The sequence below is a fragment of the Amycolatopsis sp. NPDC001319 genome, from assembly GCF_042896185.1.
Classification (GTDB): domain Bacteria; phylum Actinomycetota; class Actinomycetes; order Mycobacteriales; family Pseudonocardiaceae; genus Amycolatopsis.
Genome location: NZ_JBIAWY010000002.1, coordinates 782743 through 799623, shown reverse-complemented (window position 1 = coordinate 799623; position 16881 = coordinate 782743). Strand labels below are relative to the sequence as shown.

The following is a 16881-nucleotide window of genomic DNA, read 5'->3' as shown; positions in this document are numbered from 1 at the left end:
CCCAGCCGAGCGAGTGACGGAGCTGAAGAGATGACCACGTCCAGCGAAAAGGTTGTCGAGGCGCTGCGGGCTTCCGTGAAGGAGGCCGACCGCCTCCGCCGGCAGAACCGGGAGCTGCTGGCCGCGGCGGCTGAGCCGATCGCGATCGTGAGCATGAGCTGCCGGTTCCCCGGTGGCGTCCGGTCGCCCGAGGACCTGTGGCGGCTCGTCGCCGAGGGCCGCGACGCAGTCGGCGGCTACCCGGCCGATCGCGGCTGGGACCTGCGCGCGTTGCAGACGAGCGAGGTCGACGCGCGCGGCAAGGAAGTGAGCCGGCGCGGCGGGTTCCTCGACTGCGTCGCCGACTTCGACCCGGGCTTCTTCGGCATCTCGCCGCGCGAGGCGCTCTCGATGGACCCGCAGCAGCGGCTTCTGCTGGAGACGTCGTGGGAAGCGGTGGAACGCGCGGGCATCGACCCGGTGTCGTTGCGCGGCAGCCGGACCGGTGTGTTCGTCGGGACCAACGGCCAGGATTACGCGTACCTCATGGTGCGCTCACTGGACGACGCCGACGGCAGCGTGGGCACCGGCATCGCCGCGAGCGCCACGTCGGGCCGGATCTCCTACACGTTCGGGCTGGAAGGCCCGGCCGTCACGGTGGACACGGCGTGCTCGTCCTCGCTGGTGTCTCTGCACCTGGCGGCGCAGGCGCTGCGCTCGGGCGAGTGCACGCTGGCGCTGGCCGGTGGCGTGAACGTGATGTCCACGCCGGGTTCGTTGCTGGAGTTCAGCCGCCAGGGCGGCCTGGCGCCGGACGGGCGCTGCAAGGCGTTCTCCGACGACGCCGACGGCACCGGTTGGGCCGAGGGCGTCGGCGTCCTGGTGCTGGAGAAGCTGTCGGACGCGAAGCGCAACGGACATCCGGTGCTCGCGCTCGTCCGGGGCTCGGCGGTGAACTCCGACGGCGCGTCCAACGGGTTCACCGCGCCCAACGGGCGTTCGCAGCAGCGCGTGATCCGCCAGGCGCTGGCGGCGGCGCGGCTGGAACCGTCCGAAGTGGACGTGGTCGAGGCCCACGGCACCGGCACACCGCTGGGCGACCCGGTGGAGGCCGGCAGCCTGCTGGAGACCTACGGCCGGGAGCGCGAGCACCCGCTGCTGCTGGGGTCGGTGAAGTCGAACTTCGGGCACACGCAGGCCGCCGCCGGGGTCGCGGGGGTGATCAAGCTGGTCGAGGCGATGCGCCACGGAGTGGTGCCGAAGACCCTGCACGTGGGCACGCCGTCGTCCCATGTGGACTGGAGCTCCGGCGCGGTGACCCTGGTGGCCGAGCAGGTGGCGTGGCCGCAGACCGGCCGCCCGCGGCGCGCGGCCGTGTCGTCGTTCGGGGTGAGCGGCACCAACGCGCACACGATCCTGGAGCAGGCGCCGGCGAGCGACCCGGTCGAGACCGAGCCGGCCGGGGGAGTGGTGCCGTGGGTGCTGTCGGCCAAGACCCCGGAGGCGTTGCGCGGGCAGGTCCGGGCCCTGGTGGGCCACGACCTGGGTTCCGCGGTCGACGTCGGGTTCTCGCTGCTCACGGGCCGTTCGGCGTTCGAGCACCGGCTGGCCGCCGTCGGGTCCGACACCACGGCGCTGCGGGAGGATCTGGCGCGCTGGCTGAGCGACGGTTCGGCGCCGGGCGTCACGACCGGGCTCGCGGGGCGGCGGGTCAAGCTCGCCGTGGTCTTCTCCGGCCAAGGGGCGCAGCGGCTCGGGATGGGGCGCGAGCTCTACGGGCGGTTCCCGGCGTTCGCGGAGGCGTTCGACGCGGTCGCGGCGGAGCTGGACCCGAAGCTGGACCGGCCCGTGTGCGACATCGTGTGGGGTGCGGACGCCGGGCTGCTCGACCGCACCGGGTGGACGCAGCCGGCGTTGTTCGCCGTCGAGGTCGCGTTGCTGCGGCTGGCCGAGTCTTTCGGCGTCCGGCCGGACGTGCTGGGCGGGCATTCCGTCGGCGAGATCGCCGCCGCGCACGGCGCCGGCGTGCTGTCGCTGCCCGACGCCTGCACCCTTGTCGCCGCCCGCGCGCGGTTGATGGACGCGTTGCCCCATGGCGGCGCGATGGTGTCGGTCCGCGCGACCGAGGCCGAGGTGACCCCGGAGCTCACCGACGGCGTCTCGATCGCGGCCGTGAACGGGCCGGACTCGGTGGTGCTCGCGGGCGCCGAGGCCGACGTCACGCGGATCGCGGAGACGTTCGCCGCGCGCGGGCGCCGGACCAAGCGGCTCAGCGTGTCGCACGCGTTCCACTCGCCGCTGATGGACCCGATGCTGGCCGGCTTCCGCGCCGCGCTCGACGGGATTTCCTTCGCCGCGCCGAAGATCCCGCTCGTGTCCGCGCTGACCGGCGCTCTCGCGGGTGACGAGATCCGCACCGCCGACTACTGGGTGCGCCACGTCCGCGAGCCGGTGCGGTTCGCCGACGCCGTGGTCGCCGCGCACGAGGCCGGAGCGGGGGCGTTCCTGGAGCTCGGCCCCGACGCCGTGCTCACCGCGATGGCGCGCGAGAGCGTCGGCGACGCGATCCCGGTCGTGCCCGCGCTGCGCCGCAACCTCGGCGAGGAAGAGACGTTCGTGGCCGCGCTGGCCGCACTCCACGTCGCCGGCGCGCGCGTGGACTTGGGCGGGTTGCTGGCCGGAGCCCAGCGGGTGGACCTGCCGACGTACGCCTTCCAGCACGAGCGGTTCTGGCCCGAGTCCGACGTCGAGAAGTCCATCGTGGACTCCTGGCGGTTCCGCGAGGTCTGGCGCCCGGTCACCGCGATCCCGGGCGCGCCGCGTCGGTGGCTCGCCGTCGTGCCCCCGGACGCCGGCGCGTGGGTGGACCTGGTGCTCGAGGCCGCGGGCGACGTGGTCCGCGTCGAACCGGATGAGCTCGGTGAGACGGATCGTGACGCCGTGCTGTCCTTCCTGCCGGACGCCCCGGCGACGGCCGCATTGCTGCGCCGCGTCGACCTGCCGGTGTGGGTTGTCACGCGGGGCGCCGTCGCGGCCCAAGCCGACGCCGAGGTGACGGATCCGGCCGCGGCCGCCCTGTGGGGTCTGGGCCGGGTCGCCGCGCTGGAGCAGCCGCGCGGGTGGGGCGGTCTCCTCGACGTGCCCGCCGAGCTCGACGACCGGACGATCGAGCTGCTGGCGCAGGCGCTGCGCCAGTCCGAAGAGGACGAAGTGGCGGTCCGCCCGTCCGGGATCTTCGGCCGCCGCCTCGTCCCCGCGCCGGCCACCACGGCCGAGGAATGGCAGCCGCACGGCACCGTGCTCATCACCGGCGGCACGGGCGCCCTCGGCGCGCACGTCGCGCGGTGGCTGGCCGAACACGGCGCCGAGCACCTCGTGCTCACCAGCCGCCGCGGGCCGGACGCCCCCGGCGCGGCCGACCTCGCCGCGCAGCTGGAGGCACTCGGTGCGCGCGTCACGCTCGCCGCGTGCGACGTCGCCGACCGCAACGCCGTGGCCGCGCTAATCGAACCCCTGCCGCTGACCGCGGTCGTGCATGCGGCCGGTGTCCTCGACGACGGCGTGCTGGAAGCCCTGACGCCCGAACGGTTCGAGACCGTGTTCCGGGCCAAGGCGACCTCCGCGCTGGTGCTCGACGAGCTGACCCGCGGCAAGGACCTCGAAGTCTTCGCCCTGTTCTCCTCGGTCGCCGGCACCCTCGGCAACCCCGGCCAGGGCGGGTACGCCGCCGCCAATGCCGTGCTCGACGCCCTCGCCCGGCGGCGGCGCGCCGCGGGACTGCCCGCGACCGCTGTCGCGTGGGGTGCCTGGGCCGGCGACGGAATGGCCAGCCAGGGCGTGGCCGCGGACCGGCACACCGACTCGACCGCCCTCGACCCCGCGTCGGCCGTCACCGCTCTCGCGCACGCGGTCACCGAACCCGAAGCCACCGTGGTGGTCGCCGACCTGCGGCAGCCCCGGTTGCTGTCGGCGCTGCTTTCGGTACGGCCCGGCCCGCTGCTCGACGAGCTGCCCGGCGCCCGCGACCTGCGCCGGGAGCAGACGTGCGAACCGGACTTCGGCCGCACGCTGCGCGCACTGTCCGAAGCGGACCGTCCGGCCGCCGTCCTCGAGCTGGTCCGCACCCGTGCCGCCGCCGTGCTCGGCCACTCCGGAGCGGGCGCGATCGGTGCCGACAAGGCCTTCCGCGACCTCGGGTTCGACTCGCTCAGCGCCATCGACCTCAGCAACGCCCTCGGCGCGGCCACGGGGCTCACGCTGCCCTCGACGCTGGTGTTCGACCATCCGACCCCCCACGACCTCGCCGCGCACCTGCTCGCCGAGCTGACCGGCGGCGACGCGGCCGGCAGCGAGATCGTCGCGGCCACCGCGGCCGGCACCGAACCCGTCGCGATCATCGGCATGGCCTGCCGGTTCCCGGGCGGCGTCCGCTCGCCCGGGGACCTGTGGTCGCTGCTGACCGCCGGCGAGCACGCCATCACCGACTTCCCCGACGACCGCGGCTGGGACCTCGCCGCGCTGGCCGGCGACGGCCGGGGCCGCAGCGCCACCGCGCGCGGCGGGTTCCTCGACGACGCCACCGGCTTCGACGCCGGCTTCTTCGGCATCTCCCCGCGCGAGGCCCTCGCGATGGACCCGCAGCAGCGCCAGCTGCTCGAAACCTCCTGGGAGACCTTCGAACGCGCGGGGCTCGACCCCGCCACCCTGCGCGGCAGCCGCACCGGCGTGTTCGTCGGCACCAACGGCCAGGACTACGCGAACCTCGTCACGATGGCCCGCGAGGACATGGAAGGCCACGCCAGCACCGGCCTCGCCGCCAGCGTGGTGTCCGGCCGGCTGTCCTACACCTTCGGGCTCGAAGGCCCGTCGCTCACGATCGACACGGCGTGCTCGTCCTCGCTGGTCGCGCTGCACTCGGCCGCGCAGGCCCTGCGCAGCGGCGAATGCACCCTCGCGCTGGCCGGCGGCGTCACGGTGATGTCCACGGCCATCGGGTTCGCCGGCTTCACGCGCCAGGGCGGGCTCGCCGAGGACGGCCTGTGCAAGGCGTTCGCCGACGGCGCGGACGGCACCGGCTGGTCCGAGGGTGTCGGCATGCTGCTGGTCGAACGGCTGTCGGATGCGAAGAAGAACGGCCACCCGGTCCTCGCCGTCGTCCGGGGTTCCGCGGTGAACTCCGACGGCGCGTCGAACGGCCTGACCGCGCCCAACGGCCCCTCGCAGCAACGCGTGATCCGCCAGGCCCTCGCGAACGGTGGACTGTCCACTCAGGACGTCGACGCCGTCGAGGCCCATGGCACCGGCACGGTGCTCGGCGACCCGATCGAGGCGCAGGCCGTGCTCGCGACGTACGGGCAGGACCGCGCGACGCCGGTCTACCTGGGCGGCATCAAGTCCAACCTCGGCCACACCCAGGCCGCGGCCGGTGTCGCCGGGATCATCAAGATGGTCCTCGCCCTGCGCCACGGCGTGCTGCCGAAGACGTTGCACGTCGACGCGCCCTCGTCGCACGTGGACTGGGCGGCCGGGTCGGTCGAGCTGCTCACGCGGCAACGGCCGTGGCCTGGGTGTGGCCGGCCCCGTCGCGCCGGGGTGTCGTCGTTCGGGCTGAGCGGCACCAACGCGCACATCGTGCTGGAGCAGGCGGAAGAGGTTTCGACGCAAGAACAGCGCGCCGAGGACGTCGTGCCGTGGACGGTGTCGGCGAAAACGGCGGCGGCGCTCGACGAGCAGGTCGGACGGCTGCGCGCCTTCGCGGCCCGGGACGGCGCGCCGAGCGCCCTCGACATCGGCGCCACTCTCGCGGCCCGCCCGCACTTCGGCCACCGCGCCCTGCTGCTCGCCGGACCCGACGGGATCACCGAAGCCGGCCGCGGGCTCGCCACCGAGCAGTCGACGGCCGTGCTGTTCTCCGGCCAGGGTTCGCAGCGCCCGGGCATGGGCCGTGAGCTGCACGAGCGCTTCCCGGTGTTCGCCGCCGCGTTCGACGCGGTGACGGCCGAGCTGGACCGCCACCTGGGCCGCCCGCTGCGTGAGATCGTCTTCGCCGCCGACGGCACACCCGAGGCCGGCCTGCTGGCCACCACGGGCTACACGCAGCCGGCGCTGTTCGCGTTCGAGGTCGCGCTCTACCGGCTGCTGGAGTCGTTCGGGCTGCGGGCCGCGCAGTTCGCCGGGCACTCGATCGGCGAGCTGACCGCCGCGCACCTGTCCGGCGTGCTGACGTTGGAAGACGCTGCGACGCTCGTCGCCGCGCGCGCCGGGCTCATGCAGGCGCTGCCCGCCGGTGGCACGATGGTCGCCGTCGAGGCGACGCTCGACGAAGTGACGGCGGAGCTCACGGCCGAGGTGTCGATCGCCGCGGTGAACGCGCCCGCGTCGGTGGTCGTCGCCGGGGCCGAGCAGGCCGTGCTGGCGCTGGCCGACCGGTTCGCCGAACGGGGCCGCCGGACCAACCGGCTCACCGTTTCCCACGCGTTCCACTCGCCGCTGGTCGAACCGATGCTCGACGAGTTCGCCGCGGTCGTGCGCGGACTTTCGTTGTCCGCGCCCGAAATCCCGATCGTCTCGACGCTCACCGGCGAGCCCGCCACCGCCGAGCAGCTGACCGATCCGGCCTACTGGGTGCGCCACGTCCGCGAGGCCGTGCGCTTCGGCGACGGCGTGCGCTCGCTGCGTGCCGCGGGCGCGACCACGTTCGTCGAGGTCGGCCCCGGCAGCGTCCTGGCCGCGCTCGCCCAGCAGAACGTGGACGACGTGACCGTCGTCGCGACCCAGCGCAAGGATCGCGACGAGGCGACCGCGCTGCTCACGGCGCTGGGCCGGCTGCACGTCGCGGGGGTGGCCGTGGACTGGTCACCGCTGCTGGCCGGCGGCCGGCACACCGAGGTGCCCACCTACGCGTTCCAGCACCAGCGCTACTGGCCGACGCTCGCCCCGCTCGTCGCGGACGCCGCGGGCCTCGGGCTGGCCGTCGCCGGGCATCCGCTGCTCGCGGCGGAGGTCCCGCTCGCGGGCTCGGCCGACGCGGTGTTCAGCGGGGTGCTCTCGGCGCAGACCGTGCCGTGGCTGGCCGACCGGCTCGTCGACGGCGAGACGGTGTTCCCCGAGTCCGGCTTGCTCGACCTGTTCGCGTGGGTGGGCGAGAAGACCGGCTGCGACCGCGTCGACGAGCTGACCGTGGCCGCCCCGCTCGTCGTGGACACCGCCGTGGCGGTGCAGGTCCGCGTGGGCGAGCCGGCGTCCGGCCGCCGCCCGGTCACGCTCTACGGCCGTCCGGCCGACGACCCGGAAGCCGCCTGGACGGTGCACGCGCGCGGTCACGTCGCCGACGGTGCCGTGCCCGGGGGCTCGCTCGGCGAGTGGCCGCCCGCCGATGCTGCGGCCGTCGACCTCACGGGGTTCCACGAACCGCACGAGGGCGACCGCGTGGAGCACGGGCCCGCGTTCCAGGGCATCACGGCCGTCTGGTGCCGCCGCGAAGAGGTCTACGCCGAGGTCACGCTGCCCGAAGAGGTCCCGGATGCCGCGGAGTTCGGCTTGCACCCGGCGCTCGCCGACGCGGTGTCGCGGCTCGCCGCGTTCGCGGACCTCGACGTGGAGCCGGACCCGGTGCCGGACGTCTGGCGCGGCTTCAGCCTGCACGCCGCCGGGGCGTCGGCGGTGCGGGCGCGGCTGATCCGCACGGGACCGGAGTCCGTGGCGCTGGCGCTGTTCGACGTCGAAGGCCAGCTCGTCGCCTCCGTCGACACCTGCGTGTACCGGGCGCTGCCGGAGCCCGAGCACCACACGCACGACACCCGGCACGACTCGCTGTTCCACCTCACCTGGACCCCGGTGCGCGGCGAGCACACCGAGGGCGACCGCTGCACGGTGCTGGGGGCCGACGGTCTCTGCCTCGCCGGCGTGCTGAGCGCCGGCTCCGCCACCGCACTGTCCGAAGTGGACGAAGTACCCGAGGTGCTGCTCGTGCCGATGGCCGGCCTCGGCCCGGACCCGCTCGCCGCCACGCGTGAGCTCGGCGGACGCGCGTTGAAACTCGTACAGGAGCTCTCGGCCGAAAAGTACGCCCGCACCACCGTGGTTTTCGTGACGCGCAACGGCGTCGCCGCCGAGGACGGCGACCCCATCGAGGACCCGGCCGCCGCCGCGCTGTGGGGGCTCGTGCGCGCCGCGCAGCTGGAGAACCCGGGCCGGTTCATGCTCGTGGACGTCGACGCCGACCCCGCTTCGGTCGCCGAGGTCGCGAGCGCACCGAAGCTGCTGGCCGTGGGGGAGACGCAGCTCGTGATCCGCGGCGGCGAGGTCCTCGCGGGCCGGCTCGCGCGCCTCGGGGAGACCGCGACGTGGGGCCGGCCCTGGGACCCGGACGGCTCCGTGCTCGTCACCGGCGGCACCGGCGGTCTCGGGCGCGAGCTGGCGCGCCACCTCGTGCGCGAACGCGGCGTACGGCACCTGGTCCTGGCGAGCCGCCGTGGTCTCGAAGCCCCCGGCGCGCCCGAGCTCGAGGACGAGCTGACCCACCTCGGCGCGACGGTGCGCTTCGTCGCGGCGGACGTCGCCGAACGGGGCGAAGTCGCCCGCGCGCTGGCGGAGGTCGACCCGGCCCACCCGCTCACCGCCGTCGTCCACACCGCCGGGATCCTCGACGACGGCGTGCTCGGCTCGCTGACACCCGAGCGTGTCGCCGCGGTGCTGGCGCCGAAGTCCGACGCGGCCTGGCACCTGCACGAGCTGACGCGCGGCGCGGACCTGGCGGCGTTCGTCGTCTACTCCTCGATCGCCGGCACGATGGGCAGCCCCGGTCAGGCCAACTACTGCGCCGCCAACGCCGCCCTCGACTCGCTCGCGGCCCACCGCGTGGCCCACGGCCTGCCTGCGACGTCGCTCGCGTGGGGTCCGTGGACCGAGACCGGCGGCATGACGGGCACGCTCGGCGAGACCGACCGGCGCCGCATGCGCTCGACCGGCCTGCCGCCGCTGGAGGTCGCCGAAGGGCTCGCGCTGTTCGACGCGGCCGTCGCCTCGGGGGCCGGCCGGATCGTGCCGCTGGCCGTCGGGCGGGGCGGGTTCGCGAGTGTCGAAGGCGACGTCCCGGCCGTGTTCCGCGGGTTGATCCGCGGCACCCGACGGCGGGCGGCGGCCGCGCGGGCGGTGCCGCGCGAGTCGCTGGCCGAACAGCTCACCGGGCTGCGCGAGAACGAGCAGATCCGACTGCTGGTGGACCTCGTCCGCACCGCGGCGGCGGCCGTGCTCGGCCACGACAGCGCCGAGGCGATCGACGCCGGGCAGGAGTTCCGCGAGCTGGGCTTCGACTCGCTCACCGCGGTGGAGCTGCGCAACCGCCTCACGGAGGTGGCCGGCACCCCGCTGCCGTCGACGCTCGTCTTCGACTACCCGACTCCGGTGGTACTCGCCGAGCACCTGCGCGAGGAGCTCACCGACGGCGCGGCGCCCGAGGCGGCGCTGGACGCCGAGCTGGACCGGCTCGAAGCGAGCCTGCGCGCGGCGGCGCCCGACGGCGTGACGCGCGGCGGCATCGCCGCCCGGCTGCGCCGGATGCTCTCGGCGCTCACGGAGACCGAAGAGGCGGAAACCGGCGTCGCCGACCGGCTCAGCGACGCGAGCGCCGACGAGGTCCTCGACTTCATCGACCACGAACTGGGCCGGCTGACCGACCGCTGACCCGCGCGAACGCCCACAGGAAGGTGCGCACCATGCCGGAGGACCGCAAGCTCGTCGACTACCTGAAGTGGGTCACGGCCGACCTGCACCAGACGCGGCAGCGGCTGGCCGACGCCGAGGCCGGCCGGGGCGAGCCGATCGCGATCGTCGGCATGGCCTGCCGGTTCCCCGGCGGTGTCCGCTCGCCGGAGGACCTGTGGCGCCTCGTGGCCGACGGCGCGGACGGCATCGGCGAGTTCCCGGCCGACCGTGAGTGGAACCTGGCCGTGCTCGCCGGCGACGGCCGCGGCCACAGCGCCACCGACGTCGGCGGGTTCCTCTACGACGCGGCCGAGTTCGACGCGGCGTTCTTCGGCATCTCGCCCCGCGAGGCCACCGCGATGGACCCGCAGCAGCGCCTGTTGCTGGAGACGAGCTGGCAGGCGTTCGAACGAGCCGGCCTCGACCCGGAGACGTTGCGCGGCAGCCGCACCGGCGTGTTCGTGGGCACCAACGGGCAGGACTACGCCGAGCTCGCGCTGGGTGCCGGCGAGGACGTGGAAGGCCACGCCGGCACCGGGCTCGCCGCGAGTGTCGTGTCGGGCCGGATCTCCTACGTCTTCGGGCTCGAAGGCCCGGCGATGACGATCGACACGGCGTGCTCGTCCTCGCTGGTCGCGCTGCACCTGGCCGGGCAGGCGCTGCGCAGCGGCGAGTGCACGCTCGCGCTGGCGGGCGGCGTCACCGTGATGTCGACGGCCATGGGCTTCGCCGGCTTCACCCGCCAGGGCGGGCTCGCCGAGGACGGGCGCTGCAAGGCCTTCTCCGACGACGCGGACGGCACCGGCTGGTCCGAGGGCGTCGGCATGCTGGTCGTCGAGAAGCTCTCCGACGCCAGGAAGAACGGCCACCCGATCCTCGCCGTCGTCCGGGGTTCCGCGGTGAACTCCGACGGCGCGTCCAACGGCCTCACCGCGCCGAACGGGCCGTCGCAGCGGCGCGTGATCCGGCAGGCGCTGGCCAGCGGCGGCCTGTCTGCTCAGGACGTCGACGTCGTCGAAGCGCACGGCACCGGCACCGTCCTCGGTGACCCGATCGAGGCGCAGGCCGTGCTCGCGACCTACGGGCAGGAGCGGGAGACGCCCGTCTACCTCGGAGCCGTGAAGTCGAACCTCGGGCACACGCAGGCCGCCGCCGGCGTCGCCGGGATCGTGAAGATGGTCATGGCGCTGCGGCACGCGACCTTGCCGAAGACGCTCAACGTCAGCACGCCGTCGTCCCATGTGGACTGGTCGGCCGGTGCCGTCGAGCTGCTCACCGAGCAGCGGCCGTGGCCCGAGGTCGAGCGCCCGCGCCGGGCCGGGGTGTCGTCGTTCGGCATCAGCGGCACCAACGCGCACGTGATCCTGGAGCAGGCACCGGATCCCGAGCCCGCCGAGGTGCCGGCGCGACCCGCGCCCGCCGCGGTGCCCTGGGTGCTGTCGGGCCGGACACCCACCGCGCTGACAGCGCAGGCGAAGCGGTTGCACGGCGTTGCCGGGGACGCCGATCTGCTGGATCTGGCCCATTCGCTCGTGACCACGCGGTCGGCGTTCGCGCACCGCGCCGTGGTCGTCGGGGCGGAGCGGGCCGATCTGACCGGCGGCCTGGCCGCCATCGAGGAGGGGCGGCCGGCTCCCGAGGTCGTCGAGGGTGTGGCCGACGTGTCGGGCAAGACCGTGTTCGTGTTCCCGGGCCAGGGCGTGCCGTGGACGGGGATGGGCGGGCGGCTGCTGGACGAGAGCCCGGTGTTCGCCGCGAAGATCGCCGAGTGCGCCGAAGCGCTGCGCCCGTACGTGGAGTGGGACTTGGCCGAGGTGCTGCGCGGCGGGCCGGACGCGCCGTCGCTGGAGCGCGTCGACGTGGTGCAGCCGGCGTCGTTCGCGCTCACCGTCGCGCTGGCCGCGGTGTGGCGCTCCTCCGGGATCGAGCCCGACGCCGTGGTCGGGCACTCGCAGGGTGAGGTCGCGGCCGCCGTCGTCGCGGGCGCGCTGAGCATCGCCGAGGGCGCGCGCGTGGTGGCGCTGCGGGCGAAGGTGCTCACGCGCACGATCGCCGGCCGCGGTGGCATGCTCGCGATTCCCCTGCCGCTCGACGAGGTCGAGGAGCTGCTGGCCGGCACGCCGATCGCGGTCGCCGCGGTGAACAGCTCCGGGTCCGTGTCGGTGTCCGGTGAGCTCGGGGCCCTCAACCGGCTGTTCGACGACCTCACGGCGCGCGACGTGCGCGTGCGCCGGATCTCGATGGGCTACGCGTCGCACTCGCCCGAGGTCGAGGTGCTGCGCGACGAGCTGCTCGCCGAGCTGGGCGAGGTCACCGCGAGCACCCCCGAGATCCCGATCTACTCGACGCTGACCGGCGCGAAGCTCGACGAGCCGATGACCGCGGACTACTGGTACCGCAACCTGCGCGGCGTCGTGAGGTTCGAGGACGCCGTGCGCGCGCTGCTCGCGGACGGCCACCGCGCCTTCGTCGAGACCAGCGGCCATCCGGTGCTGACCGCCAACGTCACCGGCGTCGTCGAGGACACCGAGACCACCCGCACTCTTGTCACCGGCACGCTGCGCCGTGACGACGGCGGCCTGGTCCGCGCGCTCAAGTCGCTCGCCGCCGCGTACACGCGGGGCCTGCCCGTGGACTGGCGGCCGTTGCTCGACGGCGCCCGCACGATCGAGCTGCCGACGTATGCGTTCCAGCGCGAGCGCTACTGGCCGCGCAAGGCCGCGATGACCGGCGACGTGACCTCGGCCGGGCTGTTCCCCGGCGCGCACCCGCTGCTCGGTGCGATGGTGGCGCTGGCCGGGTCCGACGGTGTCGTGTGCACCGGCCGGATCTCCGCGCGCACGCACCCGTGGCTCGCCGACCACACGCTCGGCGGCGTGATCCTGTTCCCGGGCACGGGTTTCCTGGAGCTCGCCGTGCGGGCCGGCGACCACGTCGGCGCCGGGCGCGTCGAGGACCTCACGCTGGCGGTGCCGCTGGTGCTCGGCCCGGAGGACGCCGTGACGATCCAGGTGAGCGTCGGCGCGGAGGACGAGCAGGGCGGGCGCCCGGTGACCGTCCACTCGCGACCGGCCGACGACCCGGACGCGGCCTGGACCGAGCACGCGAGCGGCCTGCTCACCGAGGACGCACCGGCCGCCGCCTTCGACGCCTCGGTGTGGCCGCCTGAAGGCGCTGAATCCGTCGATGTGACCGGCTTCTACGAGAACTCCTCCTACGGCCCGCTGTTCCAGGGCCTGCAGGCTGTGTGGCGCCGGGGCGACGAGGTGTTCGCCGACGTCGTCCTGCCCGGCCGGGGCGACGGCGCCGACGCGTACGGCGTGCACCCGGCCCTGCTCGACTCCGCGCTGCACGCCGCCACCTTCGTCGGCTCGGGTGCTGCGCGCGGCCGGATCCCGTTCGCGTGGAGCGGTGTCACGCTGCACGCGGGCGGCGCGTCCGCGCTGCGCGTGCGGCTGGCCGGCGACGACACCGGCACGATCAGTGTGGTCGCTGCCGACGTGACGGGCCGTCCGGTGCTGACTGTCGAAGGTCTCGCGTTGCGGGCTGCTTCGGCCGCCCCGGCCGCGAAGCCGGACGTCGCGGGCGAATCGCTGTTCCGGCTCGACTGGGTGCCGGCCGAGGTGCCGGCGGTCGCGGGCGGGCGCCGCTGGGCCGTGGTCGGGGCCGACCCGTTCGGCGTCGCCGACGAGGTGGTGGTCGCCGGGGAGATCGTGTCGGGCTATGCCGAGACGCTCGCGGGCACCGTCGCCGGGACGAGCGCGCCGGATGTCTGCCTCGTGCCGGTCACCGGCGCCGAAGGGCCGGCGGCCGTTCACGAGTTGACCGCCCGGGCCCTCACGGTGCTGCAGGACTGGGCGGCCGACGACCGGTTCACCGACACGCGGCTGGTGTTCGTCTCGCGCGGCGCGGTCGCCGCGGCCGCAGGCGAAGCCGTGCCCGACCCGGCCGCCGCCGCGGTCTGGGGCCTGGTGCGCTCCGCGCAGGCGGAGAACCCCGGCCGGTTCCTGCTCGCCGACATCGACAGCGCGACGACCTCGCTCAGTGCTCTCGCCGGCGCCGTCGGGCTGCTCGACAGCGGCGAGACGCAGGTCGTGCTCCGTGACGGCGCCGTCCGCGTGGGCCGTCTCGCGCGCCTGGCGACGGGCACAAGCCTCGTGCCGCCGTCGGGTGGGGTGCCGTGGCGGCTCGCCACCACCGGCAAGGGCAGCCTCGACACCCTGGTCCTCGAACCCCGGCCCGAGTTCCTCGACGAGCCGGCCGGGCGCGACGTCCGGGTACGCGTGACGGCCGCGGGCATGAACTTCCGCGACGTGCTCAACGCACTCGGCATGTACCCCGGCGAAGCGGGCGCGTTCGGCGCCGAGGCCGCCGGCGTCGTCGACGCGATCGGTCCGGCCGTGACCGACCTCGAGGTGGGCGACCGCGTCTTCGGCATGCTCGGCGGCGGTTTCGGCACCCACGCCGTGGCCGACGAGCGCTTCCTGGCCCGCACACCCGACGCCTGGTCCGAAGTGGACGCCGCGTCGGTCGCGCTGGTGTTCCTCACCGCCTACTACGCCCTGGTGGACCTCGCGAACCTGAGGCCGGGGGAGTCCGTCCTGATCCACGCCGGCGCGGGCGGCGTCGGCATGGCCGCGATCCAGCTGGCGCAGTACCTGGGTGCCGAGGTGTTCGCGACGGCGAGCGAGTCCAAACAGGACACGCTCCGGGAGCTCGGGATCGCCGAGGACCACCTCGCCTCCTCGCGCACCACCGAGTTCGAGGAGAAGTTCGCGCGCGCCACCGGCGGCCGCGGCGTGGACGCCGTGCTCAACGCCCTCACCGGCGAGTTCCTCGACGCGTCACTGCGGCTGCTCGCCGACGGCGGCCGGTTCCTGGAAATGGGCAAGAAGGACCTGCGCGACCCCGCGACGCTGGGTGACATCGCGTACCACCCGTTCGACCTCGGCCAGGTCGACCCGCACCGCGTGCAGGAGATGCTGCAGAGCCTGCTCGCGCTGTTCGCCGAGGGCGCGCTCGAGCCGCTGCCGGTCCGGACCTGGGACGTGCGCGACGCGCGGGAAGCGTTCCGGTTCATGAGCCAGGCCAGGCACATCGGGAAGCTCGTGCTCACCGCGCCGCCCGCGTGGCACCCCGAAGGGACGGTCCTGATCACCGGCGGCACGGGCGTGCTGGGCGGCCACGTGGCCCGCCACCTGGTGCGTGAACGCGGCGTGCGGAACTTGCTGCTCGTCAGCCGCAGCGGCGCGGACGCGAACGGTGCCGACGAACTGCGGCAGGAGCTCGCCGGCGCGGGCGCGGCCGTGCGGATCGCCTCGTGCGACACCTCCGATCGGGACGCACTTGCCGAGCTGCTGGCCAGTGTGCCGGTCGACCATCCGCTCACCGCGGTGGTCCACACCGCCGGGATCCTCGACGACGGGGTGATCCCGTCGCTCACGCCGGATCGCCTGAGCGCCGTGCTGCGGCCGAAGGCCGACGCCGCGTGGCACCTGCACGAGCTCACCCGCGAGAGCGACCTGGCCGCGTTCGTCCTGTTCTCGTCGTTCGCCGGCGTGAGCGGCGGGCCGGGCCAGGGCAACTACGCGGCGGCCAACGTCTTCCTCGACGCCCTCGCCCAGCACCGCGCGGCCCTCGGCCTGCCCGCGACTTCACTGGCCTGGAGCCTGTGGGCCGAGTCGAGCGGCATCACCGGCAAGCTGTCCCGCGCGGATGTCGAGCGCATCGACGCCGCCGGGCTGCCGACGATCGGCACCGGACAGGGACTCGCGATGTTCGACGCCGCCCTCGCGGCACGCGAACCGCTGATCGCGGCCCTGCGCGTCGCCGGTGGCGGCAAGCCGCAGGGCGAGGTGCCGGCGTTGCTGCGGGGACTGGTGAAGACGCCGCGCAAAGCGGCGGCGAAGGCCTCGTCCTCGGCGTCGTCGGTCCGCGACCGCCTGGGCGGACTGGACGCGGCCGCCCAGCGGCAGCTGCTGCAGGACCTGGTGTGCGACTTCGCCGCGGCGCTGCTCGGGCACCGCGACGCGAGCTCCGTCGACCCCGAACGCGACTTCCTCGAGGCCGGGTTCGACTCGCTCATCGCGGTGGAGCTGCGCACGAAACTCGGCGAGGCGACGGGCCTGCGGCTGCCGTCCACGGCGGTGTTCGACAACAAGACCCCGGCCCGGCTGGCCGAATGGCTGCGCGACGAGCTGGCCGGCTCCGTCGCGGCCGCCAACGCGCCTACGCCCGGCACTGCGGCCCCGGTCGCCGGCGACACGCTGGACCGGCTGTTCTTCCGCGCCGCCAACGGCGGCAAGCTCACCGAAGCGCTCGGCATGCTCAAGGCCGTCGCGGCCATCCGCGACACCTTCGAGACACCGGCGGAGCTCGAGGACCTGCCCGAGGCCGTCACCCTCGCCGACGGGCCGGCCTCGCCGCGGCTGATCTGCGTCAGCTCCCCGGTGGTCACCGGCGGCGTGCACCAGTACGCGCGGATCGCGGCGCACTTCCGCGGCAAGCGCCACGTGTCCGCGCTGCCGCTCGTCGGCTTCGCGCTCGGCGAGCCGCTGCCGGCTTCGGCGACGGCGGCCGCGCGCGTGGTCGCGGAAAGCGTGCTGCACGCCAGCGACGGGGACCCGTTCATCCTGGTCGGGCACTCGTCCGCCGGCTCGCTGGCCTACGCCGCCGCGGGCGTGCTGGAGCAGACGTGGGGCGTGCGCCCGGACGGCGTTGCGCTGCTGGACACGCTGAGCATGCAGCACCGCGCGGGCGAGAACGTCGACTTCGTGGAGACCACGCGGTTCTACCTCGCGGAGATCGAGAACCCGACCGTGACGCTCAACAGCGCCCGGCTCTCGGCCATGGGCCATTGGTTCAGCAAGATGGCCGACCTCGAGGCGCCGAAGACGACCGCGCCGACGCTGCTCGTGCAGTGCGCCGTGGACCTCTTCGGTGACGAGATCGAGCACGACCAGGACGACCTGCTCTCCCGGGTCCCGGCCGACGTCGTGACGACGGTCGCCGCCGACCACTTCTCCCTCGCCAAGGAGGACTCCGCCGTGACCGCGCAGGCGGTCGAGGAGTGGCTCAGCACGCTCTGAGCCGCGCCACCCCAGCTCGGGCCTGGTCATCGCCGTTTCGACCCCGGCGGCGACCAGGCCCGGCCCAGTTCCGGGCTTTTCGCGTCGCGGGGTTTTCCCCGGCGGAAGA

1 protein-coding gene and 1 pseudogene are annotated in these 16881 nt (G+C 74.6%); both read left to right on the top strand.

Translation table 11 applies throughout. The features are described from left to right. Window positions 1-30 precede the first annotated feature (30 nt). Window positions 31-8877: pseudogene (locus tag ACFY1H_RS09150) on the top strand (SDR family NAD(P)-dependent oxidoreductase); the annotation flags it as partial. Continuing rightward, window positions 8871-16772, top strand: a complete 7902-nt coding sequence (locus ACFY1H_RS09145) for an SDR family NAD(P)-dependent oxidoreductase (RefSeq protein WP_386945640.1) — start codon at window positions 8871-8873, stop codon at window positions 16770-16772. The pseudogene ACFY1H_RS09150 and the gene ACFY1H_RS09145, both read left to right, overlap by 7 nt. Window positions 16773-16881: the final 109 nt, after the last annotated feature.